Annotated in this window: 24 protein-coding genes and 1 tRNA gene; 18 read left to right on the top strand and 7 right to left on the bottom strand. The window is 53.8% G+C overall.

Annotated elements, in window-relative coordinates; genetic code table 11:
- Positions 1-199: 199 nt before the first annotated feature.
- Positions 200-823, bottom strand: coding sequence for a hypothetical protein (locus KHW85_RS06690; protein WP_291459288.1), 624 nt, complete (start codon positions 821-823; stop codon positions 200-202).
- Entirely contained in the window at positions 816-2486 is a 1671-nt protein-coding gene (locus tag KHW85_RS06695) for an L-lactate permease (RefSeq protein WP_291459289.1), read from the bottom strand. The genes KHW85_RS06690 and KHW85_RS06695 overlap by 8 nt, the downstream gene beginning before the upstream one ends.
- A gap of 161 nt (positions 2487-2647) precedes the next feature.
- Between KHW85_RS06695 and KHW85_RS06700 the strand changes: the two genes are divergently transcribed.
- From KHW85_RS06700 to KHW85_RS06715, 4 genes are all read left to right on the top strand, one after another.
- The gene (locus KHW85_RS06700; RefSeq protein WP_291459290.1) at positions 2648-2881 is read left to right on the top strand and encodes a hypothetical protein; all 234 of its coding nucleotides are present in this window, start codon (positions 2648-2650) and stop codon (positions 2879-2881) included.
- 473 nt (positions 2882-3354) lie between these two features.
- The gene (locus KHW85_RS06705) at positions 3355-3579 is read left to right on the top strand and encodes a MerR family DNA-binding transcriptional regulator (RefSeq protein ID WP_291459291.1); all 225 of its coding nucleotides are present in this window, start codon (positions 3355-3357) and stop codon (positions 3577-3579) included.
- A 218-nt stretch (positions 3580-3797) separates the two neighbouring features.
- Positions 3798-4388, top strand: coding sequence for a hypothetical protein (locus KHW85_RS06710; protein WP_291459292.1), 591 nt, complete (start codon positions 3798-3800; stop codon positions 4386-4388).
- Between the two features lie 369 nt (positions 4389-4757).
- On the top strand, positions 4758-5051 hold the full coding sequence (locus KHW85_RS06715; RefSeq protein ID WP_291459329.1) for a helix-turn-helix transcriptional regulator: 294 nt from the start codon (positions 4758-4760) through the stop codon (positions 5049-5051).
- Here the strand turns inward: KHW85_RS06715 and KHW85_RS06720 are convergent.
- A tRNA-Arg gene (locus KHW85_RS06720) sits at positions 5013-5085 on the bottom strand. The two genes, KHW85_RS06715 and KHW85_RS06720, sit on opposite strands and share 39 nt — an antisense overlap.
- 230 nt (positions 5086-5315) lie before the next feature.
- Here KHW85_RS06720 and KHW85_RS06725 point away from each other — a divergent pair.
- The 3 genes from KHW85_RS06725 (at position 5316) to KHW85_RS06735 (ending at position 9271) form a co-directional block, all read left to right on the top strand.
- A complete protein-coding gene (locus KHW85_RS06725; protein ID WP_291459293.1) occupies positions 5316-6248 on the top strand; it encodes a methylenetetrahydrofolate reductase in 933 nt (310 codons plus the stop codon).
- Positions 6249-6281: 33 nt separating this feature from the next.
- Positions 6282-8591, top strand: a complete 2310-nt coding sequence (gene metE / locus KHW85_RS06730; RefSeq protein ID WP_291459294.1) for a 5-methyltetrahydropteroyltriglutamate--homocysteine S-methyltransferase — start codon at positions 6282-6284, stop codon at positions 8589-8591.
- A gap of 260 nt (positions 8592-8851) precedes the next feature.
- Positions 8852-9271 (top strand): winged helix-turn-helix domain-containing protein, encoded by a 420-nt coding sequence (locus KHW85_RS06735; RefSeq protein WP_291459295.1) that lies wholly within the window; start codon positions 8852-8854, stop codon positions 9269-9271.
- A gap of 59 nt (positions 9272-9330) precedes the next feature.
- Here the strand turns inward: KHW85_RS06735 and ilvA are convergent, their stop codons facing one another.
- Positions 9331-10617, bottom strand: a complete 1287-nt coding sequence (ilvA, locus tag KHW85_RS06740; RefSeq protein ID WP_291459296.1) for a threonine ammonia-lyase IlvA — start codon at positions 10615-10617, stop codon at positions 9331-9333.
- A 105-nt stretch (positions 10618-10722) separates the two neighbouring features.
- Here ilvA and orn point away from each other — a divergent pair, with 105 nt between their 5' ends.
- From orn to ettA, 3 genes are all read left to right on the top strand, one after another.
- Complete coding sequence (gene orn, locus KHW85_RS06745; RefSeq protein WP_291459297.1) at positions 10723-11355, top strand: oligoribonuclease; 633 nt, start codon at positions 10723-10725, stop codon at positions 11353-11355.
- Positions 11356-11488: 133 nt separating this feature from the next.
- A complete protein-coding gene (locus KHW85_RS06750; protein ID WP_291459298.1) occupies positions 11489-12025 on the top strand; it encodes a single-stranded DNA-binding protein in 537 nt (178 codons plus the stop codon).
- Positions 12026-12119: 94 nt separating this feature from the next.
- Positions 12120-13802 carry an energy-dependent translational throttle protein EttA gene (gene ettA, locus KHW85_RS06755; protein WP_291459299.1) on the top strand — a complete coding sequence of 561 codons (1683 nt, stop codon included), beginning with the start codon at positions 12120-12122 and terminating at the stop codon, positions 13800-13802.
- A gap of 141 nt (positions 13803-13943) precedes the next feature.
- Here ettA and KHW85_RS06760 read toward each other — a convergent pair whose 3' ends face one another.
- Complete coding sequence (locus tag KHW85_RS06760; RefSeq protein WP_291459300.1) at positions 13944-14900, bottom strand: acyl-CoA thioesterase domain-containing protein; 957 nt, start codon at positions 14898-14900, stop codon at positions 13944-13946.
- Between the two features lie 141 nt (positions 14901-15041).
- Between KHW85_RS06760 and KHW85_RS06765 the strand changes: the two genes are divergently transcribed.
- Both KHW85_RS06765 and malQ read left to right on the top strand, forming a co-directional pair.
- Positions 15042-15326, top strand: a complete 285-nt coding sequence (locus tag KHW85_RS06765) for a PTS transporter subunit EIIB (protein ID WP_291459301.1) — start codon at positions 15042-15044, stop codon at positions 15324-15326.
- Between the two features lie 43 nt (positions 15327-15369).
- On the top strand, positions 15370-17493 hold the full coding sequence (gene malQ / locus KHW85_RS06770; protein ID WP_291459302.1) for a 4-alpha-glucanotransferase: 2124 nt from the start codon (positions 15370-15372) through the stop codon (positions 17491-17493).
- Between the two features lie 2 nt (positions 17494-17495).
- On the opposite strand, the gene KHW85_RS06775 is transcribed toward malQ, so the two are convergent.
- A complete protein-coding gene (locus tag KHW85_RS06775) occupies positions 17496-17972 on the bottom strand; it encodes a PTS glucose transporter subunit IIA (RefSeq protein ID WP_291459303.1) in 477 nt (158 codons plus the stop codon).
- Complete coding sequence (locus KHW85_RS06780) at positions 17969-18199, bottom strand: PTS glucose/sucrose transporter subunit IIB (protein WP_291459304.1); 231 nt, start codon at positions 18197-18199, stop codon at positions 17969-17971. The genes KHW85_RS06775 and KHW85_RS06780 overlap by 4 nt, the downstream gene beginning before the upstream one ends.
- 125 nt (positions 18200-18324) lie before the next feature.
- Between KHW85_RS06780 and KHW85_RS06785 the strand changes: the two genes are divergently transcribed.
- The 6 genes from KHW85_RS06785 to KHW85_RS06810 all read left to right on the top strand — a co-directional run bounded on the left by KHW85_RS06785 (position 18325) and on the right by KHW85_RS06810 (position 25995).
- On the top strand, positions 18325-19332 hold the full coding sequence (locus KHW85_RS06785; protein ID WP_291459330.1) for a glycosyltransferase family 2 protein: 1008 nt from the start codon (positions 18325-18327) through the stop codon (positions 19330-19332).
- A gap of 144 nt (positions 19333-19476) precedes the next feature.
- Positions 19477-21813 carry a TIGR03773 family transporter-associated surface protein gene (locus tag KHW85_RS06790; RefSeq protein ID WP_291459305.1) on the top strand — a complete coding sequence of 779 codons (2337 nt, stop codon included), beginning with the start codon at positions 19477-19479 and terminating at the stop codon, positions 21811-21813.
- Complete coding sequence (locus tag KHW85_RS06795) at positions 21810-23435, top strand: anchored repeat ABC transporter, substrate-binding protein (protein WP_291459306.1); 1626 nt, start codon at positions 21810-21812, stop codon at positions 23433-23435. The genes KHW85_RS06790 and KHW85_RS06795 overlap by 4 nt, the downstream gene beginning before the upstream one ends.
- A complete protein-coding gene (locus tag KHW85_RS06800; RefSeq protein ID WP_291459307.1) occupies positions 23432-24400 on the top strand; it encodes a choice-of-anchor M domain-containing protein in 969 nt (322 codons plus the stop codon). The genes KHW85_RS06795 and KHW85_RS06800 overlap by 4 nt, the downstream gene beginning before the upstream one ends.
- A complete protein-coding gene (locus tag KHW85_RS06805) occupies positions 24400-25155 on the top strand; it encodes an anchored repeat-type ABC transporter ATP-binding subunit (protein WP_291459308.1) in 756 nt (251 codons plus the stop codon). Before KHW85_RS06800 ends, KHW85_RS06805 begins: the two co-directional genes overlap by 1 nt.
- On the top strand, positions 25156-25995 hold the full coding sequence (locus KHW85_RS06810; protein WP_291459309.1) for an anchored repeat-type ABC transporter permease subunit: 840 nt from the start codon (positions 25156-25158) through the stop codon (positions 25993-25995). It begins immediately after the preceding gene.
- Positions 25996-26051 lie beyond the last annotated feature (56 nt).

The following is a 26051-nucleotide window of genomic DNA, read 5'->3' on the forward strand; positions in this document are numbered from 1 at the left end:
GCTCAAGGGCCTGACCCCGGCAGAATACCGGGATCAGGCCCTACGGGAAGCCGCATAACGGCTACCATTAAACGCGTCCAAGTTTCGGGGCGCAGTTCATTGACGAGGCCGGGTAGTAGTTTCCGTATCTGCGAAAGGAAGTCCGTTCGGCTTCTCGATTACTTCGCGAGGGTGCTCAGCAGGGGGGAAACGCGTTTTCTTAGCCCTTGATTCCCTCGCCAGTGACGATGATGAGGTTACAGTCTGAGGACGCCGCGAAGCTTGTTATATCGAATGACCCCCAGTTCGAGTAAATGTTGTTCTTATCAGTTTGGAGCACCGTGTTCGCATGATCGGAGGGAACAGTGAAAAAGTGGCAGTTCTGGGGAACGTACTCGTAGAGGCCTGGATAGATACCGGGAAGAAGTGCGTTATTCCCGTCGCTTCCATTGGCAAGCATCTGGATTGTCTCAGGAGGGACACTTGCGACACCTGTTACCCATAAGTGATGGTCGGGTGAGGGTAAGAGCCACCCCTCTGGGAAGTTGGCCGCCACGACGTGTCCCTGAGTTGCACCAAGCCCGGGCATCCGTTCATTGAAGGAATCGGTGCGTTCCTGGACCTTGATTTCGCTGTCAGTTTCGTAAGTGAACTCGGCAAAGCGTGGGTCCTGGGGTAAGCGTGAGCGTGCTGCGTTTGAACCGAAGGGAATGCATCCCGTGAGAAGCGTGATCGCTGCACAAAGAAGTGCCAAGGATCGCAATGGCTTCGACATAAGACACTCCTTTTGAAGCAGACGTTGGGCTCGCAGCCACGAGACTGCGAGCCCAACGATCTTAAGCAACGGGCATATAGGAACCCAAATAGCCTTGCGAGGCGAGGAAGATCAAGACGCACAAGATGAGCAGCAATCCGATTGAATAGGGAGCCGCCTTCTTGAGAATCTCTGCTTCGCTTCCGGGTTCGTTGATTGCGGTCGCTGCAATGGTGAGATTTTGCGGCGACACAATCTTGCCGATACCGCCACCAATCGTGTTGCCTGCAAGCAAAGTCGATGGGTCGAGTCCGGCGATCTGCGCTGCTGTGGACTGAAGATTGGCGAAAAGCGCGCCCGCGCTGGTTGCAGATCCTGCGACAGCTGTTCCCAACCAACCAAGGATGGGGGAGAGGAAGGCGAAGAACACGCCGGTTGTTGCAAGAGCGGTACCAATCGCCCCAGTTTGTCCAGAGAGGTTCATGACGTAGGCCAAGCCCATGACCAAGCAGATCGTCAGGATAGAAATCTTCAAGGTGGAAATTGTCTTGAAGAGAGTTGCAATTCCCTTTGTGAAGGTCATGGGGTAGCGACCGCCCGAACTGGTGCGACCGTAAACGAAAGCAACAATGAGAGCAGTGACGAAGATCCACGTTCCAGGGTTGGAAAGGAACTGGAAGGTGTAGATCGTCGAAGAAACTGCCTTGCCTGCAGAATCTACCAATTCTCCGTGTAATCCAGGGACTGGGATCTTGATGTCTGTCGACTTGAAGATGGCATCAATATCGACGCCGATCTTCCACAACTTGGTGATAGCAATGACGACAACAACCAAAACATAGGGGAGAAGTGCCAAGGTGATTCGCGAGGCATTGGGGCGATCCTCTTGAGTGCTCTCAGAACGGTAGTCATCGGGCGTCTTCGGGGTCCACACCAAGAGGAAGATGTAAGAAGCGGCCAATCCCAGAAGTGAAGCAAGGACAGCGGTCAGCTCATAGGAGAACTCTGAGGTGAAGAAATGTCCGGCAGCGGTCGCAACGCCGGAAATCAGAGCGATCGGCCACAACTGGGCAACGCCTCGGCCCCCATCAAGGATCCACAAGAGAAGGAGAGGAATGAAGCAGGCGAAAATCCAGGACAGGTGACCCATATTGGCTGCAACCACAAGGGGGTTTTGGCCGCCCAAACGGCCAGCAGTCGTTGTTGGGATTGCCATTGCGCCAAAACCAACATTGATCGCGTTGCCAACGATAGTCACAACAGCAGCCTTTACCGGGGGAAGGCCAAGTGAGACAAGCATCGCGGCAACGATTGCCACGGGCGCACCGAAACCTGCGAGGCCCTCGAGTAGACCACAGAAAGAGAAAGCAATGATCAATGCCTGGACTCGAATGTCACCCTTGCCGATCGTGTTGAAGACAGCTCGCATGTCTTTACTGCGGCCGGAAACCTCGGTGAGGTTATAAAGCCACACGGCGGCGATGATGATGTAGATAATTGGGATCAGAGCGAAGACGATGCCTTGGCCTGCTGCCAAGAGACTCATGCTCAGTGGCATCTTGTAGCCGAGGACGGCGATAAGTAGTGCAGCAACCAGTGAAATCAATGCGCACCAGTGTGTCTTGACTTTAAAAGCGCCTAGAAGGACGAAGAACAGCAGGAGCGGGAGAATTCCCGCAAGTGCCGTTAAAAATACATTTGCACCGATAGCCGTCGTTGACGGCGTAAAGCTTGTGCTCACCAAAGAGAACATGGCTACTCCTGCAACAGTGCGAGTGGGTGGTCCTAGCCAGATTCTAGGCCTAAGATCCTATCTCGGTGCGATTTTAAGGAAAAATTCGGGTGAAAGTACAGAATAAAGGCAAACTTTAGGCTGTTTTCCGGAAGAAAAGCCTGCTAAAGCGAAAGAGAAGCATGCCGCGTATATTCTGTGCGGAAAAGCGCCCCCGACAGGACTCGAACCTGCAACCTCGGGGTCGGGAACTGATCGATGGTTACGTTGATAGTGATCCTGGACGCATCCCGAACGTTGCTGCGCAAACATCCGAGTATGAAGATCAAGATGTTACCGGCTGGCTGGGTGTGGTCATCATAGAGCATTCCCAGTTCCTTCTAGCTTCAGGATGCGTTTCAAAGACGATTCGCTGAGGCGAGTGATCGAGGCTGCGGCGTAACGTTTGTTACGTAATTGTGATTAACTATAGCCTACTAACCTGCTTAAAGCAGGTTAGTAGGCTATAGTTAATCATGTTAGGACAAACCTGACGAGCAACTAAAGAAAGGAGACGACACCTTGACAATCGGTGACTGGGTCCAAACAGTACTGACGGTTGTCGTGATCGCTCTGATGATCTATCAGATAAGGCAAGGTAGTCAGAGGTGTTGTCTTGGTAGGGGCGGTTGCTGCAACCCCTACCGCCCAATCTCTCACAAGGGGTGGATGGTGACAAGATGAACAAACGCGGTGTGACAGTTTTTGCACTTGTCTGCGCTATCGCTGTAGTTCTCTGCATTCGCGCTGCGCGGGGATCGTTTACGGTTGCTTCTGCATCGATCCTATGGGGCCTATGGGGAGTCTCATTTGGGCTTGCGGCCGCTCAGATTTTGCGCGGGCGGTCCCGATGACCGTTTATTACCTATCGGTGCCAGATTTTGCTCGGCGGGCCGGGCTAGCTGTCGAGACGATTCGACGCTATATGCAGCGCGGGCTCATTCCGCCGCCTGATGCGGTTATTGGCCTCGATGATGTGAACGGCCGTCCGATCCCTGGGTGGACTGCTGAGACCGTCGATCATTGGATGAATCACCGTCTTGGGCGGGGTTATCGTAGCGATTTGAAGAAGTAAACGTGTGAGGGGACCCCGGAAAGGTCCCCTCACACTACTTTTCGAGTTTGCTTAGCAGCTGATAAATCTCACGGTGTGAATCGTGTGCGTGATCGTCGCAAGGGGCATTGAGATCAGCAAGAGAGCTAGGACGATGAACGACGCGAACAAGGGCTTATTGATCTTCATTTGTGGTCCACAATACAATCAGAGCGAGTATCTGGGGAAAGGCGAACACAGTGGTCACTACAAGCGAGCGGGTCAAAGGGATGTGGGAATTCGCTTTGAAACGCTTTGAGAACGGCGAGTATGACGGGGATTTGGTGGCTGAACTCGTCGAAGAAACGGTGAACGCTATCACTGTGTTGGAACGTATAAACGCCTCGTTCTTGGGAGCTTTCGATGAAAGTGAACAAAACGCCGTCGGTGTAGGAAGCGAAGAGATCATCAAGCGTCCACGTCACGTTTCGCAGATCATGAGCGGGTTCCTTGCGCAGGTGCACGCGGGTAATGTCTCGTCTGTCATTTGGAGCGGGCAAGGATTCAAAGTCATGCCCTTCATCGACGGCGGTAGTGTCGATGTTGAATGTGCAAAACGGGAGTTCACGTATTGGGACTCGGGGATTAGAAGGGGTGAAGTCTATCTCCACTACGCGCCGCCGCTTGGGCGTGTCCTCGTCAGTGTCGACGGCACGCACTTTATCGGATGCATCGGTGTCACGCGCACCATGGACGCACTCGAAATGATTGCAAAGGGTAATAGTGGGACGATACGGACGACTGGGTACGTCAATTCCACGGGCAAGAGCGTCATGGTAGGTGCGGTCTAAGCACTCGCAAAACAGAAAATGGTTACGGTGCATGCTTCTTCACCTTCTTCGGTGAGCGCGGCGGCGGCCAGTGTTTGGAAGCCCGTGGGCACGCAGATTTGAATAAGATGATCCAAATCGTCAAGGTCTCAGCGGGTGATGCCTGATAGGCGATGGGAAATGGCTGATTGAGAGATGCCTAGGTCTGCGGCCAGGGGCGCTTGTGATACGTGCTGATCGTGCATGAATCGCCTGATTAGGCGGTTAACGGAAGTCTGAGAATCAAATATGCTGGAAGCATATCGATAAAGCTCATAGGCGGTAATCAGATTTACTGATAGTGTCTTGAATCTCGTTGCAAGACTTCAGATTTCCTAATACGCTTTGCGCATGGCTACAACAATTCTTGATCGTCCACTTGAACAAATTGTTGCCGAAAATATTCGGATAGAATCGGCGCGGCGTGGGTACAGTCAATCCGCCCTGGCGCGTGCGATTGAAATGTCACAGCCAGCTATTAACCAGCGCTGGCGTGGAATGACGCGCTGGCAGCTTGATGAGCTTGATTCTTTGGCGCGCCTATTTGGGGTCAGTGTCGCCTATCTAGTTACCGATAATGCACCGGTAGCGGCAGCCAGTGAATTGCGCCCCCGACAGGACTCGAACCTGCAACCTCGGGATTAGAAGGCCCTTGCTCTATCCATTGAGCTACGGAGGCACGCCTGCCGCAGTGCGATCAGACCTTCATAGTGTACATGTCGTCGCCCGTCACACTTTCCCAAGTTGTGGGCCGCGTGTGCGCAAACGTGGGAAACACTAGATAATGGCTTCATGCTTGAAAGAATGTCTGGCCTTGGAGGCCCCGTGGGGTCAATTCGCTCACGAATGTGCAGCTGAACCGTAATCAGCTGCCGGGGCGCGTATGGCGCCAATCTTTCAAGGAAATGTATGTCTCAGCCTTCTGACTGTTCTTCTGATCTGACCACCCTGTCTTTCGAGGTTATGCCGCCTCGCAAAGAGAGCCTCGTTAAGCCGTTTTGGCAAACCGTCGAGCGCTTGCTGTCCGTTTCTCCCGACTTTCTTTCGGTCACCTACGGAGCCGCCGGTCAGGATCGTCACAGTGCGCGAGGGGTTGTTCGCAAGCTTGTGAAGGACAGCCCGGTTCAACCAATTGCTCACCTCACCTGTGTGGGAACGACTCCCAGTGAAGTCAGTGAAGTTGTGACCGATTATCTCGATGCTGGTGTTCGAACTTTCCTTGCACTGCGCGGTGATCCACCGGTGGGGCGTCCAGATTGGCAGCCCTCTCCCGGGGGAGTGTCTTCGGCAACCGAACTTGTGACCTTGATTCGTTCGATTGAGGCTGCTCGTTGTGCGCAGTATCCCGGTGCCGCCTTGCGCGCCGCCTTCAAGCCTTTGACGATCGCGGTTGCCACTTTTCCCGCGGGTAATCCCGCGGCAGGAACTTCGCCGACCCAAGAGGTTGAGCGCCTTCTTGTGAAGCAATCTGCGGGTGCCTCCTTTGCGATCACTCAGCTTTTCTGGGAAGTCGACACCTATGTGAACTTCCTTGAGAAGGCACGTTCCAATTGCGTGACGATTCCCATCGTGCCGGGAATTTTGCCGCCAACCGATATTCGGCGAGTAAACCGCATGACCGAACTGACCGGAGTTGTATTCCCCGAATACCTTCGTCGCAAGCTCGAGTCAGCATCCTCACCACAAGAAATGTATTCCATGGGAGTCGAAATCGGAGGTCGTCTTGCTCGCGACCTGCATGATTCTGGTGCTCCTGGAATTCACATGTATACCTTCAATAAAGCGGCTCCTGCACTCGATGTGCTTGATGCTGCAGGCCTTGTTTCTGCAAGCCAGTGTTGACCCGTCCATTTCACGATGACAAAGGATAAGTAAATGACTCAATTCCCTACGGCGACCATCCTGGGTTACCCGCGCATCGGTCGTGGCCGCGAGCTGAAGAAGGCGCTCGAAGCCTACTGGGCGGGCCGTATCTCCGCCGATGAGCTTCGCGCGACGGAAGCCCAGCTCCGCAAGACGACTCATGACCGCCTCGCCCAGCTCGGCCTCGGCAAAGATGATGCGTCGATCCCTGAAACTTTCGCGCTCTACGACCAGGTTCTGGATGCGATCACGCTTCTGGGCGCGGTTCCCGAGCGCTACCGCTCCTTCGAAGGACTGGATCTGCACTTTGCCCTGGCTCGCGGCAATGCGCAGGTTGCACCGCTGGAAATGACCAAGTGGTTCGATACGAACTACCACCACTTGGTTCCTGAAATTGGCCCCGATACGCCGATTTCTTTCGCTGATCACACCATCGTCGATCGCTTCCTTTCTGCAAAGGAAGAGGGCACTATCGTTCGCCCGGTTCTCGTTGGCCCCGTAACCTTCCTTGCTGTCGCGAAGGCTGATGAGGCAACTCGGGATTACAACCCCTTCGAACGCCTCGATGACGTCGTTGCAGCCTACGCTGAGGTTCTTGCCCAGCTTGCCGAGGCAGGAGCACCTTGGGTCCAGATCGATGAGCACGCGCTTGCCTCCGACAACCTCCACGTCGAGCGCACGACCCTCATTGAGTACTCGACTCGCGTTTTTGCTGCTCTTGCCAAGCTGGAGAAGCGTCCCGCGATCTTCGCGGCAATTGGTTATGGCGATGGCGCACAGGCTGCAGCCGCTCTTGCCTCCACCGGTATCGAAGCCCTGGGACTGGATCTGTGCCGTGGTTCTCTTCCCGAGGCCGGCTCAGTTGACCTGTCCAAGGTTGCTCTGGTTGCTGGTGTTGTTGACGGCCGTAACATCTGGCGAACCGATTTGGAGAGCGCGATTGCTCGCCTTGATGCAGCTAAAGCCTTGAATCCCGCATCGCTCGCCGTTTCGACCTCGACCTCTTTGCAGCACGTGCCCCATGACACCGCACTTGAGAAGTGGGATGACCCCGTACTCGATGCGAACCTTCACGCATGGCTTGCCTTTGCAGACCAGAAGGTCGGGGAGGTTGTCACCCTCGCTCGCGGTGTGAACAATGGCTGGGATTCTATTTCTGAGGCCGTTGAAGCAACCCGAGAGGTTCTGGCTCAGCGAGCCGCCGCACCCGGCGTGGTTCGCCCCGAGTTGCGTGAGCGCGTCGCGCGCTTGACCGAGGCCGATCGTGAGCGTGAAGACTTTGCAGTCCGCGATGAGCTTCAGCGTGAGCGTCTTGGCTTGCCCCTCATTCCGACCACTACCATTGGTTCCTTCCCTCAGACGAAGGAAATTCGTCGCGCCCGTGCCGCTTGGGCCAAGGGCGAGCTCTCTGACGAAGACTACGCGCAGCGTATGCGTGAAGAGATTGAATCAGTGATTCGTCTTCAGGAAAACCTTGGGTTGGATGTTCTGGTCCACGGTGAAGCAGAGCGTAACGATATGGTTCAGTACTTTGCTGAACAGCTTGAAGGTTTCGCCGCAACGAAGAACGGTTGGGTGCAGTCTTATGGTTCGCGATGCACCCGTCCGTCGATCCTGTGGGGGGATGTTGTCCGTCCTCACGCAATGACTGTTGAATGGGCGCGTTACGCGCAGTCGCTGACCGATCACCCGGTTAAGGGCATGCTGACTGGCCCCGTCACGATCATCGCTTGGTCCTTCCCGCGCAATGATTTGCCTTTGGCTGAAGTTGCTGATCAGATCGGTCTGGCTCTGCGCGACGAGGTCACCGATCTTCAGGACGCCGGAATTGCTGTTGTTCAGGTCGATGAGCCAGCACTGCGTGAGCTGCTTCCTTTGGATCAGGCCCGTCATGCTGATTACCTCAAGTGGGCTGTTGACTCCTTCCGTCTAGCAACTGCCGGAGTGCGTCCTGATACTCAGATTCACACCCACCTGTGCTACTCGGAGTTCGGTCAGATTCTTGATGCGATCTTGGGACTGGATGCGGATGTGACCTCGATCGAGGCTGCACGTTCGCGCATGGAAGTCCTTCCTGAGCTTGCAGAGCAAGGCTTCAGCCACGGCGTTGGACCCGGGGTCTGGGATATCCACTCGCCACGTGTGCCTTCGGTTGAGGAACTCACCGAGCTTCTGACTTTGGCTGCTGACTCGATTGAGCTGCGTAACTTGTGGTCAAACCCCGACTGTGGCTTGAAGACCCGAGGCTATGCGGAGACCGAAGAGTCCTTGAAGAACCTTGTTGAGGCGACTCGGATCGTTCGTGAACAGCTTGCGAACTGAGTAGTCCGCTCTTTGTGTGAGGGTGGAAATGCGGGTGTGGTTCCCGTGTTTCCACCCTCATATTCTTTCGTTTTGACACATCCGTATCATTCGATAGACTGGAGTCATGACTTTTCACGCGACCATGATCTGCCGCCCCATGTGCGGCTCCATGTGCTCGCGAATGTGTATGTGATTGACCTTTCAACCCGTCAATCGCTACCGATTAAGGAACCACGCTGACTGTGGTATGTGCGGTACCAAAATAGTTTGGATACATCATGGCTCTTGTTTACACCCCTGAAACCGTCACTTCTTCTGCTTCCACTTCCTTCGAAGAATTCCTCGATATTTTGGCAGGACTGAAGCTCTCACCGGCATCGACGCATATCGATCTTGATCACCGTCGCCTTGAGGTTTACGGGAATTCGGTCAAGCTCTCCAACAGGGAATATGAACTCTTGGCCTACCTTGCAGCACATGCCGATGAGATCGTTTCCCGAGAAGAACTGCTGGAATCCGTTTGGTACGGCGAAGGTCTTGAATCCCAAACTCGCACTATCGATGCGCACATCCGTCGCCTTCGTACTAAGCTTCCCGAAGCTGATCTCATCTCGACACTGCGCGGCCAGGGCTACCGTTTCAACTCGACTCCTAGCGTCCGCGTCAGCAATACCCGAGTCCATACCCTTGCAGCATAAAAACACCCGGCGAGGAGGGTGTTTCCCTGAGATCCTGCCGGGTGTTGAGGGTGAAGTGCTTAGATCACCAAACGATAAATTTCAGAGTCGGGACGCAGTTCTTCAACGTGGAGGGGAGAAGCCTCCATGCGTGCACGCAAACCTGTAATATCTTCTCGATCAGCCAAGTCGATCCCGACCAATGCCGGTCCCGAATCACGGTTGTTTTTCTTCGTGTACTCGAAGTGAACAATGTCGTCTCCAGGCCCCAAAACATCTTCGAGGAAGCTGCGAAGCGCACCGGGCTGTTGGGGGAAGGTGACGAGGAAGTAGTGACGCAGGCCCTCATGTCGCAGTGAGCGTTCCATGATTTCCGCGTAGCGCGTCATATCGTTATTTCCACCGGAAACAATTGCGACAATCGCTCCTTCTTTTCCTCCCAAAAGTTCATTGCGTTGCTCTGCATCGGAGAAATACATGCGTGCCGCAGCAGAGGCCAATGCGCCTGCCGGTTCCGCGATCACGCCGTCGGAATGGTACAGATCAAGCATCTCCGTACAGACAGCCCCTTCGGGAACAACCAAAATATCGTCGACCAGCTCCTTAACAATCGAGTACGGAAGCTCGCCAGCACGCCCAACGGCGGTTCCGTCAACGAATGGATCAACAGTGGGCAAGGAAACAATCTGATCCGCTTCCATTGCTGCGGCCATAGAGGCGGCTCCTGTAGGCTCAACGCCGTAGATCTTGATATCGGGGAAACGCGAACGGATCCATGTTGCGATACCCGAGAGCAAGCCGCCGCCACCGACTGGGACCAAAACTGCCGCTGCCTCGGAAAGCACCTGCTCTTCCAATTCAACAGCGATTGTGCCCTGACCGGCAATGGTGCAGGGGTCATCGTAGGGATGCACGTAGGTGCGTCCCGAATGACGCGCGGCCTCTTGAGCCTGTGCATTGGCACGGTCGAATGTTCCATCGACAATGACTTGTTCCACCCAGTCGCCACCAATGGTTTCAATGCGCTGGCGCTTCTGCTTGGGTGTGTTCGAGGGAAGGTAGATGGTTCCTCGCACCTTGAGCTGCGCGCACGCATAGGCCAGGCCTTGTGCGTGGTTACCTGCGGATGCGCAGACAACACCTCTGCGGCGTTCTTCTTCGCTCAGGGTACTCATTCGGAAATAGGCGCCGCGTACCTTAAAAGAACGGCACTTTTGCATATCCTCGCGCTTGAGGTAGACCGGTACGCCGATAAGGTCGCTGAGTCGCTCTGAAAGCATGACCGGTGTTTTCTCTACGACCTCACTCAGAATGTCTGAAGCCTGAGCGATGAGATCAGGAGAAAGAGGAAACTGGTCCGTTGTCATGCGTACTCCTAGTGTCGTAGTCAGGTTTATCGTAGCTCAGTGAAGTGGCGTGGACTTTGAGAAGCCGGACAGTGAAATCCTATTCATGCGCTTACACTTAAAGCTGTGAGTGATTTGAAAGAACCATTGGTATGGATCGATTGCGAGATGACTGGATTGGATGTCACTCGTGATGCTTTGATCGAAGTAGCAGTTGTGATTACCGATGCGGATCTCAATATTGTCGATCCCGGTATTGACGTCTTGATTACCCCTCCGGCTGAAGCCTTGGAGGGAATGAATGATTTTGTTCGCCAGATGCACACGTCATCCGGCCTCTTGGATGAGCTGCCTTCCGGAACGACTATGGAAGATGCTCAGCAGCAGGTTCTTGACTATATCCGACGTTTTGTTCCCATCCCGAAAAAGGCGCTGCTTGCTGGAAACTCAGTGGGGACAGACAAGATGTTCCTTGAAGCCAATATGCCCTTGGTGATTGATCACCTCCACTACCGTCTGGTTGACGTTTCTTCGATTAAGGAATTGGCTAAGCGCTGGTACCGCAAGGCTTTTGAGGAAGCTCCCGTCAAGCACGGCGGACACCGCGCCTTGGCAGACATCCTTGAGTCAATCCAAGAACTTGAATACTATCGCCGAGTTCTTTTCCCGCATGAGCCAATTACTCGCGAACACGCACGTGAGGTTGCGCATGAAGTGGTTGAACTTGGGATTCCAAAGGTTGGCGAAAAAGAGAACTAATCACCAAAGTTATCCACAGAATGTACCGGTATCGGCGTTTTCCACAGACGCTGCTACCGGTCTTTCTTTAGGTCCTCTTCCCCTGCACAGTGGATGCATCCCCATGTTGGGGGCTATAAGGAAAGGACAAATTATGGATAACCAAGGAAGCGTTGTTCTTCGAGGTCGGATCGGCTCGGATCTGAGCAGTATGAGTGCGCAAAATGGAACTAAAGGGTTGCGCTTTCGAATGGCTGCTCCGCAGTGGCGCATCACGGATGCGGGCCAATACGAAGAGCGTGAGCCGAAGTGGTACACAGTGTGTGTATGGGATCGTTTAGCGCAAAATATTGCGCGAAGTGTCCAGAAGGGGACTCCCGTGATTGTGTGTGGGCGACCCAGTGCTCGCGGGTGGTTAGGCCCAGATCAGCAGGTCCGGAGCGAACTGGTCATTAACGCCAGTTTTATGGGGATCGATTTGGTGTTCGGTCCGGCTGTCGCCCTCAAACCTCAACATCCAAGTAACAATGTCACCGAGTCTTCAACTGCTCCAGCAGAAGAGTTTGCGGCGGATTCCGGTCAATCAGAGCAGGTTTCTCCTGAAAGTCAACATATTCTGGCACAAGACGATGATCTGACTCATGATCGCTGGGAGAACTTACAATCAGCCGATGAAAGCGACGCAGCATAGTCCTCGTAGATGTCAAAAACACCCGCCGTGCCTTAGCATTAAGGGGTCTGCCGCATAGCCGGCGTTATGTCACGTGATCCTGAACGGAGAATCCATGGCGGAGTTCATCTACCAAATGATTAAGGCTCGTAAAGCCATTGGTGACAAAGTCATCCTTGACGATGTCACCATGGCTTTCTACCCGGGTGCGAAGATCGGTATGGTCGGACCTAACGGTGCCGGTAAATCCTCGATCCTCAAAATTATGGCTGGCTTGGATGAGCCCAGTAATGGCGAGGCGCGCCTGAGCCCCGGTTACACCGTCGGAATCCTCATGCAGGAGCCCGAATTGGATGATTCCAAGACTGTTCTTGAGAACGTGCGTATGGGTGCGGCTGATACCTTTGCCAAGCTTGCCCGTTTCAATGAAATCTCTGAAGAAATGGCCAATCCCGACGCCGATTTCGATGCCCTCATGGAAGAGATGGGCAAGCTTCAAACAGAAATTGATGCTCTCAATGCATGGGATATCGATTCGCAGCTCGAGCAAGCGATGGATGCATTGCGATGCCCGCCGCCGGATCAGCCTGTTAGTGTCCTTTCCGGTGGTGAACGACGCCGAGTAGCTCTGTGTCGTTTGCTTATCGAGGCTCCCGATCTTCTGCTTCTTGACGAACCGACAAACCACCTCGATGCCGAGTCAGTGCTCTGGTTGGAAAAGCATCTGTCGACCTACCCGGGCGCAGTGATCGCTGTGACCCACGATCGCTACTTCCTCGACCACGTCGCACAGTGGATTGCTGAAGTTGACCGCGGTCACCTGTACCCCTACGAAGGTAACTACTCGACTTACTTGGAGACGAAGGAAAAGCGTCTCCAGATTCAGGGCCAGAAGGATGCCAAGCTCGCTAAGCGTCTGAAGGAAGAACTTGAATGGGTTCGAACCAGCCCTAAGGGACGCCAGGCAAAGTCGAAGGCGCGTTTGGAGCGCTACGAAGAAATGGCTGCCGAGGCCGAACGCAGTCGAAAGCTTGACTTTGAAGAGATCCAGATTCCGCCGGGGCCCCGCTTGGGTAACATCGTCATCGAGGCAACAAACCTTAAGAAGGGTTTTGGGGATCGTGTCTTGATCGATGGCCTGTCGTTCTCGCTGCCGAGAAACGGTATTGTCGGTGTGATTGGTCCTAACGGCGTGGGTAAGACCACTCTGTTCAAGACCATTGTTGGTCTTGAATCTCTCGACGGGGGAGAGCTCACCATCGGTGAAACCGTCAAGCTCAGCTATGTCGACCAGAACCGCGCGGGTATTGATCCCAACAAGACTCTGTGGGAAGTTGTCTCTGACGGCTTGGACTACATTCAGGTGGGCAATGTCGAAATGCCCTCGCGTGCTTACGTCTCTGCCTTTGGTTTCAAGGGCGCAGACCAGCAGAAGCCTGCGGGCGTTCTTTCCGGTGGTGAGCGTAACCGACTGAATCTCGCGCTCACTTTGAAGCAGGGGGGAAACCTCTTGCTGCTGGACGAACCGACCAACGACCTCGATGTTGAAACTCTGTCCTCTTTGGAAAACGCGCTTCTGGAATTCCCCGGTTGTGCGGTGGTCATCACCCACGATCGCTGGTTCCTTGACCGCGTGGCAACCCACATCCTTGCGTGGGAGGGAACCGAAGAGAACCCTGCCTCGTGGTACTGGTTTGAAGGTAACTTCGAGTCCTATGAGAAGAACAAGATCGAACGTTTGGGCTTGGATGCAGCAGCGCCTCACCGCGTGACGCACCGTAAGCTCACTCGCGACTGATCCTAGGATTAAAACTCAGTGGGAGGGGACGGCTTAGCCGCCCCCTCCCACGGTTTTTAAAGTCAGTCAATAAACAAATCCGTGTAGTTTCTGCCGTTGGCTGTGCTTGTGCCGGTGCCTGTGGCTGCGTACGGATTAGCCCTATGCCATTCCACTCATTGGTTTGCCAGTCTTGGGATCAACGCCAAATCCCCAGTGGCTTGAAGTGTGCCCTTCACTAGGAACGCGGAGCATCGCCTCTTGAGTAGCGTGGGCGACAAGGATGCCCGCCTCGGTAAAGATTGAGCATTCGACCAGTACTCGACCGTTCACGACTTGGGTGCAGCGCTGGTCGAAGAGAAGCCAGTCATTGATGTCAACATCGTGATGGAACCACATCGCATGGTCTAAAGATGCTGCAACCAGTCCAGGGGTCATCCATGACATTCCCAGAACGCGTAGCGCAGGCTCTAGCATCACTTGGTCGACGACATAGGTAAGAAGTGCGCGATGAACGTGCTGAGTTGTTTCAGAGGGAACCTCGGCTCGAGGCTTCATCCACAGTCTCTGCGTTGGTAGTTTCTGTGGGTCCGCTTTTGTGTAGAGGCTCTGGCCGATATGACGGACGTCGAAGGCAGCAGTTTTCCCAAGGAATTTTCCAACGGGATGATCCATTAGACGGAAAATCTCCAACGCTGATCGACACTCACTCGCGGCAGGTACCTCAGGTGCATCGGGGGAATAGGAGGGTGCAGCTTCGGGGCCTTGGAATGAGACACTCATTGTGAGAATTTCGCGAGTGTCTTGGAAACAAGATACAGAACGGTTAGAAAATGAACGACCATCAAGAACGCGTGTGACGTCTAGGCTGAAGGTGTTTTCAGGATCTCCACCTCGGACAAAATAAGCGTGGAGAGAATGGGGGAGCCTCTCAATGGGCACAGTTGCACTTGCTGCCAGCAGTCCTTGGGCTAAAACCTGACCGCCGTAAACCCTGCGTACCTGGGGGAGTGAACGCGCAATAAACGAATCATCGCCGTTTTCCTTCAGGCTGAGAATTCTTAAGACTGAAGCAACCGGTTCAGTCGAAATTGTCGGAATGGGCAGCGGCGTAGTCATGGCTATATTGTCTCTAATTTTGCATCTAAATAGCAGTGCATTTCTGTATCACAAGTTGCAGAAAGTGACGTATTGCACCAAATTGCTTCGTTCGTATATATTGTGAGGGATAGGTCACTTGTTTCTGAAAGGCGATTAGGCGTGGAAACGGCAGCGCTTCTTCTCCAGTCTCTGGGGGGAGCATCAAATATCCAAGATATTGAACCGTGCATGCTGCGTATTCGGATTGAAGTGAAGTCGCCTGAAAAGGTTGATGACATGGGTCTTCGTCTTCCTGAAGTGCTCGCAGTGGTGCGTTCGGGACATGTGATCCAAATTGTTCTCGGAGCAGGGGCTGGAAAGATTGCCCTGCAGATGCTTCACCTGTGTCTACCACAGGATGTGTCTGCTGGCACACAAAGATCGGTCTCACCTGCTCTTCTCTAGCCCATAAAATAGAAGAGCATTGCTGTATTTCAGAGGGGACCTTATGGCAAGTCAGACGGTAACAGAGCGCCTGCGTGAACTCGCTGAGACTGTGGGGGTCTCTACCGGTTTCTGGGATTGGTATGGAAACTGGAAGCACGTTGAAGATGTCTCCCTTGTTGCGGTGTTGAATTCACTGGGTTTCTCGCTCTCTTCGGAACCTTCACTAAGCGAAATTGATGAAGCTTTTCGTCACAATGAAGATCTTGTCTGGTTGGCCCCCCTTCCCCCTACTACGGTCTGTCGTCAGGGAAACGAGGCGGAGATTCCTGTCCACGTTCCTCACGGGATGGGCGTCTGGTGCCACGTTGAGACCGAAGATGGGCAGCATCATGAGCTTGGGCAGCTTGACCGTTGGATTCCACCGCGGATGGTCGACGGGAATCTGATTGGGCGCGCCACGTTTAAAATTCCGAATTGGTTGCCTCTTGGATGGCATCGCATTGTTGCACGCCATGAAGATGGAAGTGAATGCTCGTCAACCTTGGTTGTTGTCCCTCAGCGACTTTCCAGTCGCCTCGATGATGGTCACAAGCGCTGGGGAGTTGCGGCTCAACTGTATTCGACCCGCTCAAGCGGCTCGTGGGGAATGGGGGATACGCAGGACTTGGCGGATCTAGCCGCGATTGTTGCGCGTAATGGTGCAAACTTCCTGCAAATCAATCCTCTGCATGCCCCGCAACCGGGATTCCCGCAGGAGAATTCACCTTACCTTCCCGTGTCGCGTCGCTGGGCCAGTCCTCTCTACATTCGTCCTGAAGCCATCGATGAGTATGTGCACATGGATAGCAAGGAGCGAGGGGTAATTACACGCTACGCGCATGCGTCCCGTAGTCATGAGGATATTGTCGACCGTGACCTCTCATGGAAATCAAAGCTCAAAGCGCTGCGTAAGATCTTTGAACTCCCTCGATCGATTAGTCGTCAGGCGCAGTTTGAACGCTTTTGTGCTCAAGGCGGGGAGTCTTTAGAGGATTTTGCCCTGTGGTCCGCTTTGGTCTTTGAAAATGGCGATATTGACCTTCCACAGCGCTACTCCTCGATTGATGCTCCTGGGGTCGAGCAAGCGCGTCAGCGTCTCGCTTCTGAAATCGAGTTTTGGCAGTGGTGCCAGTGGATCGTTTTCGACCAGCTGATCCGCGCTCAAGATGGTGCTCGTCGTTTGGGAATGGATATGGGGATCATGTCTGACCTGGCGGTGGGAGTGCACTCAAAAGGCTCGGAAATTTGGTCGATGCCGGATGCCTTTGCTCCGGGTATGAGTGTTGGCGCGCCTCCGGATATGTACTCTCAGCAGGGACAAAATTGGGCGCAGCCTCCGTGGTCACCTCGCTCCCTTGCTCAAATGGGGTATGCACCACTTCGGGATATGTTGCGCTCTGTGCTCTCGTACGCGGGTGCAGTTCGTATTGACCATATCCTTGGTCTCTTCCGCTTGTGGTGGATCCCCGAAGGGATGGGTGCGCAGGCCGGTGCCTACGTCTCCTATGATCACGAGGCCATGGTGGGCATTGTGCTGCTCGAGGCCCAGCGGGCCGGTGCGGTTGTCATTGGCGAAGATTTGGGAACCGTTGAGCCTTGGGTTCGCGGTTATCTCAATGATCGTGGAATCTTGGGTACTTCCGTTCTGTGGTTTGAGAAAGAAGGCAGTGGATGGCCCCTCTGGCCAGATCACTACCGTCGATCGTGCCTTGCGGCAGTAACAACGCATGATTTGCCCCCGACATTGGGCTATTTAGAAGGTGCTCACACTGAACTGCGCCATAAGTTGGGACTCTTGGTCGAAGATCTCGATCAGGTTCGCGATGCGGATCGCATCGAGCGTGAACGAATGGTCTCACGCCTGAAAGAAGGCGGCTTCATTCACGAAGATCACCCCAGTGATGAAGAACTACTTCTTGCGATGCATGCCTACCTTGCTGCATCTCCTGCACTTCTTTTGGCTGTTTCTTTGGTGGACGTTGTTGGTGAAAAATTGCCGCAGAACCTACCGGGTACGAACGCTGAGTATCCGAATTGGTGCGTGCCACTTCATGCGTTTAATGGCAAAGAAGTTTTGATTGATGACATGGCGCATTGTGAGCGCGTCAAGCGATTCTTGACCAGTGTGGATCGCTATATTCGCTAGAATTAGCTACTTTTTGGTGCCCTGCGTACAACTGCGCAGGGCACCAAAGCATCTAGGCGTGAACCGGGCGCGGTTAAGAGCTCGCAAAGTGTTTGTGGCGGTTGCATAGCTATCACAACAACGTCAAGGTCGTATCCTGCTTGGCGTGCTGGACGAAGATCCCATGTAATGAGCGGGTCTCCAGCATGAAGGTGCTGCCCTAGTTGATGGGGGGCTGAGAAGCCTTCGCCTTTGAGCAGCACTGTGTCGATCCCCGCATGTATCAAAATGCTCAGGCCATCAGGCGCCGTCAAAGCGCAGGCATGAGGAAGCTGATGGGTGAGCGTCCCATCTATGGGCGCGAGTATGTTAAGAGTGTTAACCTCATCGGGGGAAATCGCAAAACCCGGCCCCATTATCTCTTGGGCAAAAACTGGATCTGGGAGCTCGACTAGGTTTCGCAGGATTCCAGGGACGGGGGAGAGGAGCTGAAGACTCACTTCAGCGTGTTGATTTCCTCTGCGATTTCCTCTGCCTGCGGACCCATGACGATCTGTGCGTGCGAGCCGACGACCACGACACCGAAGGCGCCGGCCTTGCGCAACGCGGCCTCGTCGATCTTCGAATCATCTTTAAAATCAACGCGGATTCGGGTGATGCAATGCTCAAGGTCGGTCAGGTTATCCCAGCCACCCAGTGCATTCAGGATTTCTTGTGCTTGGCTCATAATTGCCTCCCCATTGCGAATTAGCCCTTGCGTCAAGGATAGCCCGAAAATGACCATGTTTTCATGCTCTTTCGCTAAGAAAGAGTGCTTCATGCACTATCATTCAACAGGTGGAACCAAGTTTTGTGCTCACCGTTGTTATTCCTTCGTATAACGCTCAGGAATACCTGGATCGTGCTGTTTCTTCAGTGCGTGGATTTGACCAGGTTGAGGTGCTCATCGTTGATGATGGATCAACCGACGCCACGGCTGCGATTGCTGATGGAATGGCCCAGTCCGATCCAGATCATATCCGTGTCATTCATCAGGAGAATGCTGGCCACGGTGGTGCTGTTAATGCAGGTATTTCGGGTGCTCGTGGGCGCTACCTCAAAATTCTCGATGCAGATGACTGGTTGGATCGCTTAGCACTTAAGCGTGCCCTTGAGCGCTTGGAGCTTCGCGAAGCTCAGGGTGAACCCTTGGATCTTTTGGTTGCCAATTATGTGTATGAGAAGCAGGGGAAGAGTCGTAAAGCAGTCATCCGCTACGGGAATGTGATGCCTAGGGATCGCGTGGTCTCTTGGGATGAGATTCGTCGTTGTCGCTACGACCAGTATCTGATGATGCATGCCTTAATCTTGCGAACAGATTTGGTGCGTCGCTCTGGTCTGGTGCTTCCTGAGCACACCTTCTATGTTGATTTTATTTACTCTTTTGTTCCGGTTATTGATGTCCGTACTTTTGAGTATCTCGATGTTGATCTTTACCGCTATTTCATTGGGCGTGATGATCAGTCGGTCAACGAGCAGGTCATGATTTCGCGTGTTGATCAATTGCTGCGGGTGAACGCGGCGATGGTTGATGCCATTCCGGCTCCTGATGAGGTTCCTCCTCATCTGTACCGCTATCTCGTCCACTATCTGCGTATCAACTGTGTCATCTGCACAGTGATGCTTTTGCGCTCGGGAACTGAGGAGAATGTCGCCCGTAAGGATGAGCTCTGGGCACAGCTTCAAACGAAGAAGCCGGAAGCCTACGACGCAGTGCGTAAGGATCTGCTTGGGCGCCTGATTGCGATGCACTCAAAGGCAGGACGTGGGGTGATTATGGCTGGTTATCGCATTTCTCAGTGGGTGTTGGGATTTAACTAGAGCCAGGCGGTCCATTTGACTTGAGGTATGACCACCCTCTTTAATGGGAATGAGAACGATTATCATTCTAGAGAGATGGTCATGTCATTTTTGTGCCGCAGGACTACACGTGCCCTGTTTTCGCTATTGATCACTATTGCAGTGATGAGTGCGTGGATTCTTCTTCCAGCCCCGACTCAAGCGGAGGCTCTTTCCTCCTCCCAAGACAAGCACCTGTTAAGCGATAGTCTTCAAGTCTCGACGTGCCTTGGGGATAAGGGCGAGACGCTGAAGTCTTTGTGTACTACTGGAGAAAATGGGGAAGAATTTCCCCTTCATGATGGCGCGCTTCGACTTCGAACGACCCCGGTCGCTCGTGACACTGATCGCGATATTGATGGGGGATATGAGCTCGATATTAATCTCAGCCCTTCTGTGTTTACGCAGGATTCGCGGTATTCCGTTGAATTAAGCGCACGAGCAAGCGCTGCAGATCTGGAAAAAATTGCTCCGCACTCACTTGGCTTTAAATCTCATGAACATCTCGTCCGTGGAACTGCATTTGAAGAAGAGGTCGACGGAACCGAGGATTTCTTCCGGGGATTTGTCCTCGAGGCCAGGGGAGAGGACTTTGCAGCTCACCCCCTGCATGCGCGTTTCGCTGAGCTAGGTATTCGCTCACTGCGCCTTCGCCTTCAGGAAGTAATCCCGGGGCAGGAGCCTCGTCTTGTTGCCGAGGCTGAGTTTAGCGCGAGCATTGAAGCTCCCCAGACCCAGATGCACGAGTCCACGCAGAGCGCTGATCTCTCGCCCCAAAAGAACGACCACAATCGAGAATCCGCACAAAGTGAGGGGTCAGCGTTGCTCCCAGACGCCAAAGAAGCTCACGAAGCTTCAGTGGCCTCGTCGATGGGTGCGCACACTCAAGCGGCTCCGCGCGCGAACTTTGGCGAGCGCCGTCTTGTTCTTGACCACGGGCACATTGACCTCTTCTACATGACGCTTGATGATTCTGGACTCCCCGTATTGAAGGTGATGGAAGATGTCACCGGATCGGGAGTCCAACACGAAGCTGAGGAACTTCGCCTGGTCATTCCTTCCTCGGCTCTTACGCACTCGCTTCCTCGAGACATTGTTGCCGGTGGCAGCGGGTATTTCCTTCCGCAAACTCAAGATCCAACTTTGCCGTGGCCCGGATGGGATGTTCTCTCTCTAGCACCAGCAGGATTTGAACGCGTTGAATTTGATGTCACCTATACCCATCCCAACGGAGGACGTATTTCACTGTGGACCGAAGACTTCCTTTCGGGTCGTAGTTCGCGACTGCGTTCGGGGGGATTTGAGCTAGATCCGCATGGCTCAACAATTACTCAAGATTATCTTTCGCACACGCATGCGAATTGGGTGTTTTCTCAAGCAGGAAGCTACGAGTTGAGCGTTCAAGCGCGTGCGTATCGAAATGACGGTTCTTTTGAAACAACACGTAAAGCCACGTACCTCATTGAGGTAGGAGGCTCCCAAGGGGTGTCGGGGACGCAAAACTCAGCTGTCCTAAGCGGCGGGGTGCTTCCCCCAGCGGTTGAAGAAAGCCCAGCAGGTGACGAAGAAGAATCGCTCACGCGTGATGCGCCCCAGCGCGTAGGTGCTGAGCGCTGTATCCCCACCCGGATTACTCGCGAAGCAAACGAGGATGAAGTCTCACGTATCCGCAGCGATAGCGAAACTCCAAATCAGGCAATCACGACCCTGAACGTTCAAGTTGGTAGCGAAGATGGAATTACTGACGGTCACTTTGATCTGGGACCCGCGATCGAAAACGGCCAGTTAGTTGCTCGAATTAAAGATGACCGATCTGTGCCCGCGGTGTGGAAAGATCCCGCATCAATGACCTTTGCGCTGGGAGATAAGGCAAAGATCAAGGCTCCCGAAGCTCTGAGCTATGCAGCGGCTACCGGGCAAGATGTGTGGATGATTCCCGCTACCCAGATTCGAGGTGTCCCGTGGCTTGGAATGAATTCGCAACGCGAAGAAATCGTCACTGAAACCAGCGGGCAGGTCCGTTTTTCTCTCCTTGATGTTCAAGGCCCCGGAAATGTCGCAGTATTTGAGTCGGGAAGCCTAGGTGCGGGAATCGGCACTCACGTTTTTGACGGCGCAGGAACGAGCTATACCCTGTCTGCCAACACTCATGCCCACCAAAACTGGGTCTTTACTGAGCCAGGCTCCTACCAACTGACGATCGCTATGAATGTCTCGCCTCGTGGCGAGGACTTGCGTGGAAGTGGGAGTGGAACGGCTGGATCCTTGATCGCGGCCGGTGGCACAGGGGAACACGGCCGTCCTCTGGTATACGCAATCGTCGGCCGCACGGCCTCGGGACAACCGTGCAACCTGGCATCAACGGGTGCGGGCACAACAGAGCTTGCTCCCATAATCCTTGCGGCCCTCCTCATGGGATGTGGGTGCATCCTTGCCTCGACTCGCATGCGGGTGAGGCAGTGAAGATTGCACGAATTGCAGGAGTAGCCCTTACATGCCTACTTGCTGCAGTATCTGGAGGCTGCGCACCACATCTCGATGCCGCATCACAGCGCCTGAGTATTGTCGCGACAACGGGGATCTTGGCTGATTTAGCACGAAATGTCGGTGGTGAATATGTTGATGTTCACCAGCTGATTCCCAACGGTGCAGATCCGCATTCTTGGGAGCTGAGCCTCAGGGGAATTCGCGATATTGCCTATGCGGATATCGCTGTTACAAACTACCTGATGCTCGAAGACCACTCGGTGATTCGCGCGCTCGATGCGAATCTTCCCAAGGATGCGATTTCACTGTCACTGGCGGAAGAAAGTGCAAAGTTTGGCGGCAGCTTGATTCCTCTTGTCGAAGATCGCTCCCTGGACACGCCCTGGCTTGGAATGCGAGTCTACGGCGATGGTGGCCAGAGTGGAGCAAAGCGGTCGTCCCAAGTAGAAGTCTCTGTCACTGATGTTGAGGGGCCAGGGTACGCATGTGCCTACATCACAACAAGTTTCGGAAGTCCCGAGATTGCTTTTGCCTCTCGAGATGGTTTTAACGCCGGTAATAATTGGCAGACAGATACTTCGATTCTGCCTGTTGGAGTGCACCAACATATGAGCTGGGTCTTTACTCAGCCCGGTGTCTACACGCTGCATCTACGTGCCCGCCTGCGTATCGCTCCCGAATCTGAACCTATAGAACTTCCTCCCTCGCAGGTAACTTTTGCAGTCGGAATTGATTCAGAGAAAGCTGCCGGGGAACGTGGTCTCTTTCTTTTGCGCCGAGGCCACAGCGACATCACCGTGGACTTGAAGTCTAATGCATTAACCCTGATGGTTGACCGCGAAAAAGACGGTGGAGTACCTGAGGGGGCACCACTACGCGAAGGTGTGGAGGAGAGCAACGGCCTACCTTCGACTCTTGCCTCTTTGAATATTGAGCGAGTGCTCATTGATGTTCCATCACGTACTTTGCGTGAGATTCCTAAAGGCCGGGGATGGGAGTTTATAGGCTCAGGTGACGGGCAGGCCTATGTTCTGCCCCAGGCTGTGCTTGGTAAACATGTCCACGGTGATATTGATCCACATGCATGGCATGACATTCATAATGCGCAGGCCTATGTGCGAGTTATTGAGAACGCGTTATCAACACGCGATCCCGAGCATAGTGCCCAATACGCGGCCAATGCCTCGGCCTATATCGCGAAACTCGATGAGACTGATCGCGAGGTTTCGCAGACGATCGCGGAAATTAATCCACTTGACCGGAAGCTAGTCACTACGCACGATGCCTATGCCTATCTTGCGCGCGCCTATGACTTTGAAATCGCTGGTTACCTGAGTGCTCAGGACGGAAGCGAGGCTTCGATTGCAGATCGTAAACGCATCGCTGAAACCCTGAAGAATATGAAAATTTCCGCGGTTTTCTTGGAACCGCAAAAGCGTAACCGTCACCCTGTGATCGCACAGGTTGCAGAAGAAAACGGTGTTCGAGTCTGCGGGTTGTATGGCGACACTTTGGATGATGACGCGTCGACGTATGTCGACATGATGAAAGCGAATGCTCGCTCACTGTCGCAGTGTTTGGGAAAGGATCACACATGATGAAGAGGATGAGTGCGTTCAATATGGCGCGGGCTCTCTCAGCGCTTTTTGTCGGTATTGCTGTGAGTGTCGCTGTTCTACTGCCAGCATTCGCGGATGATCCTCTCACTCAGCACGTAGACTCCTCAGAACAGGTGGTGCGCGAAGAAACCACAATTGAACGCGGTCACGTTGACTTGGGTCCAAAGATTGTTGATTCGAAACCGGAAATTCTGGCACGTGATGACTCAGGAGAGACACCGATCTGGCGCCCTTTGCACACTCTTGTCTTTCGTGTGAGCGATTCTGGCAAGCTTCAGGTTCCCTCAGACCCCAGCTATTCATTCCTGCACGCACACGAGGGAGAGCCATACTGGGTTATTCCCCAGACTCAAAACCCTCGTGTTGTTTGGCTGGGATGGAACACTCAAGACCCGGAACTCATTAAGGTCATGGGCAGTGGCGCAACGATGACTCTGGGGAACCTTCAGGGACCCGGTAAAGCCTGGCTTTTCCTGCAAGACGGGGCTTTCGGTGCGCCGACAGTCTTGTATGACTCATCCACTTCCTCCCAATCAGATATCTGGGTCGAAGCTAATACACACGTTCACGCAAATTGGGCATTTTCTGCTCCTGGAGCTTACGCACTGAGCGTGCGCTGGTGCTTTGGGGACAAAGAGACACCGCAATGTGTTTCGGATACTCTCCGATTCGTTGTTGGCGATGGGGCAAAGGTTGAAGAAGCCCGCGCGCTCACGCCAAACGCGCTCGCTGCCTCGTTGAAAGAGGAGACGGACACTGCCAAGCCGCAGGCACCGCGTGAACAAGGCGGAAATAGTGAGTATTTGATCTATGGAGTGATCTGTCTGGCTTTGAGTGTGCTTGCCTTTATCGTCGTTTCCCATCGAACAAAGAAGTCAAAAAAGCAGATTGAGCAAGCACGCGAGGATGTTCTTCGTGACTTCGGCGCGGAAAGTGATGTCTGATGGATACTGAGAATTCGGTTTCAGCACTCGATATCAGTGGCTTGGACGTGTCCTACCCTGGGCGTGAGGTACTTAAATCGGTCTCGCTCTCTGTTGCTCCCGGTGAGTTCTGTGCGCTCATTGGCCCCAATGGTGCTGGAAAGACGACTCTCTTGAGCGCAATACTCGGCGTGATTCCCTCTCGCTCGACTCACATTACGTCAATGGGCCTCCCGCTTCAGCCTCGATCAGTCGGTTATGTTCCGCAGCGTCATGAGTTCGCCTGGGATTTTCCTATCAGCATCCGTCAAGCAGTCCTTAGCGCGCGAGCTCGCCGGATCGGATGGGGGCGTCGGGCTAAGATCGACGACCATCGCGCCGTCGAAGAGGCACTGCATCAGGTTGGCCTAGCCCAGCTAGGAGATCGAGTGATCGGGGAGCTCTCGGGTGGCCAACGTCAGCGTGTGCTGGTGGCAAGGGCTCTTGCTTTACGTCCACGATTGCTTCTATTGGATGAACCCTTTACCGGACTGGATATGCCGACTCAAGAAAGCCTGATGGACGTCTTCCGAAGGCTCGCTCTCAGTGGTTGTGCCATCCTCATGACAACCCACGACATTCTTGGGGCCATTGATGCCTGTGATCAACTGTTCTTGCTGAACTCGACTGTTGTCGCCTCGGGGAAGCCGGAAGAACTTCGCGATCCTCAGGTGTGGATGCGCACCTTTGATATTCGCCCGTCGAATCCGCTGCTCAAGGTCCTTGGGGTGATCTAAGTGCTGAGTATCATTGATCTTCTTCATGATCTGATGAATCCAGCATTGGCATTCTTACCCCGTGCGATTCTTGTCACCTGCGTTGCAGCCTGCGTATGCGCGGTTGTTGGCTGTCATGTTGTCCTGCGCGGGATGTCTTTCATTGGAGATGCTGTCGCTCATTCGGTTTTCCCCGGTCTTGCAATCGCTTTTGTATGTTCAGGTTCCCTGGTATTGGGAGGAACGCTTGCCGGTGTGGGTACTGCCGTGCTCGTTGCACTTCTTTCCCAAAATAGGCGTTTGAAGGAAGACTCAATCATTGGTGTTCTTTTCGTTGGGGCCTTTGGTTTGGGATTGGTCATCATCTCTTGGGCGCCGGGATATGCGGGTTCTCTTCAAGACTTCCTCTTTGGCTCGCTGACAGGCATCCCTGCTTCTGAAGTGCCTTTCGTGTTGCTTGCATCTGCAGTGATCGTTGGGGTTTTTGCCTTCTTTCACAAAGAGGTCGTTGCGGTGAGTCTTGATCGAGAAAGCGCTCGAGTCGCTGGATTGCCGGTGATGGCTCTGGATCTTTTGGTCTATATCAGTGTTGCCGGTGCTGTCGTGATCTCCGTCCAGATCATTGGCAACATCTTGGTTCTTGCCCTGCTTATTACCCCCGCCGCAAGTGCTCGGCTTCTGACAAATTCGCTGGGAGCGATGATCGCAAGTGCGCTCGTCATCGGTGTGCTGAGTTCGCTGTGTGGTATTTACCTCTCCTGGTCTTTGGATCTTCCGGCAGGGGCATCAATTGTCTGCGTTGTTACGCTCGTTTTTATTGGTGCGTGGGTGTATCGATCCTGGCGAGTCCGTTTCGCATAGTGGAAAAGTATTGCTCGTCTCCTGAGACGTTACTAGGTTTGGGCCTGTATTAGGAA

Origin of the sequence: Actinomyces sp. oral taxon 181 (genome assembly GCF_018370895.1) — a bacterium.
Lineage (GTDB): Bacteria > Actinomycetota > Actinomycetes > Actinomycetales > Actinomycetaceae > Pauljensenia.

Coding starts and splice junctions, on each gene's coding strand:
- KHW85_RS06695 (WP_291459289.1), bottom strand. CDS start 2,486: ATGTTCTCTTTGGTGAGCACAAGCTTTACGCCGTCAACGACGGCTATC.
- KHW85_RS06700 (WP_291459290.1), top strand. CDS start 2,648: ATGCCGCGTATATTCTGTGCGGAAAAGCGCCCCCGACAGGACTCGAAC.
- KHW85_RS06705 (WP_291459291.1), top strand. CDS start 3,355: ATGACCGTTTATTACCTATCGGTGCCAGATTTTGCTCGGCGGGCCGGG.
- KHW85_RS06715 (WP_291459329.1), top strand. CDS start 4,758: ATGGCTACAACAATTCTTGATCGTCCACTTGAACAAATTGTTGCCGAA.
- KHW85_RS06725 (WP_291459293.1), top strand. CDS start 5,316: ATGTCTCAGCCTTCTGACTGTTCTTCTGATCTGACCACCCTGTCTTTC.
- metE (WP_291459294.1), top strand. CDS start 6,282: ATGACTCAATTCCCTACGGCGACCATCCTGGGTTACCCGCGCATCGGT.
- KHW85_RS06735 (WP_291459295.1), top strand. CDS start 8,852: ATGGCTCTTGTTTACACCCCTGAAACCGTCACTTCTTCTGCTTCCACT.
- ilvA (WP_291459296.1), bottom strand. CDS start 10,617: ATGACAACGGACCAGTTTCCTCTTTCTCCTGATCTCATCGCTCAGGCT.
- KHW85_RS06750 (WP_291459298.1), top strand. CDS start 11,489: ATGGATAACCAAGGAAGCGTTGTTCTTCGAGGTCGGATCGGCTCGGAT.
- ettA (WP_291459299.1), top strand. CDS start 12,120: ATGGCGGAGTTCATCTACCAAATGATTAAGGCTCGTAAAGCCATTGGT.
- KHW85_RS06760 (WP_291459300.1), bottom strand. CDS start 14,900: ATGACTACGCCGCTGCCCATTCCGACAATTTCGACTGAACCGGTTGCT.
- malQ (WP_291459302.1), top strand. CDS start 15,370: ATGGCAAGTCAGACGGTAACAGAGCGCCTGCGTGAACTCGCTGAGACT.
- KHW85_RS06780 (WP_291459304.1), bottom strand. CDS start 18,199: ATGAGCCAAGCACAAGAAATCCTGAATGCACTGGGTGGCTGGGATAAC.
- KHW85_RS06790 (WP_291459305.1), top strand. CDS start 19,477: ATGAGTGCGTGGATTCTTCTTCCAGCCCCGACTCAAGCGGAGGCTCTT.
- KHW85_RS06800 (WP_291459307.1), top strand. CDS start 23,432: ATGATGAAGAGGATGAGTGCGTTCAATATGGCGCGGGCTCTCTCAGCG.
- KHW85_RS06805 (WP_291459308.1), top strand. CDS start 24,400: ATGGATACTGAGAATTCGGTTTCAGCACTCGATATCAGTGGCTTGGAC.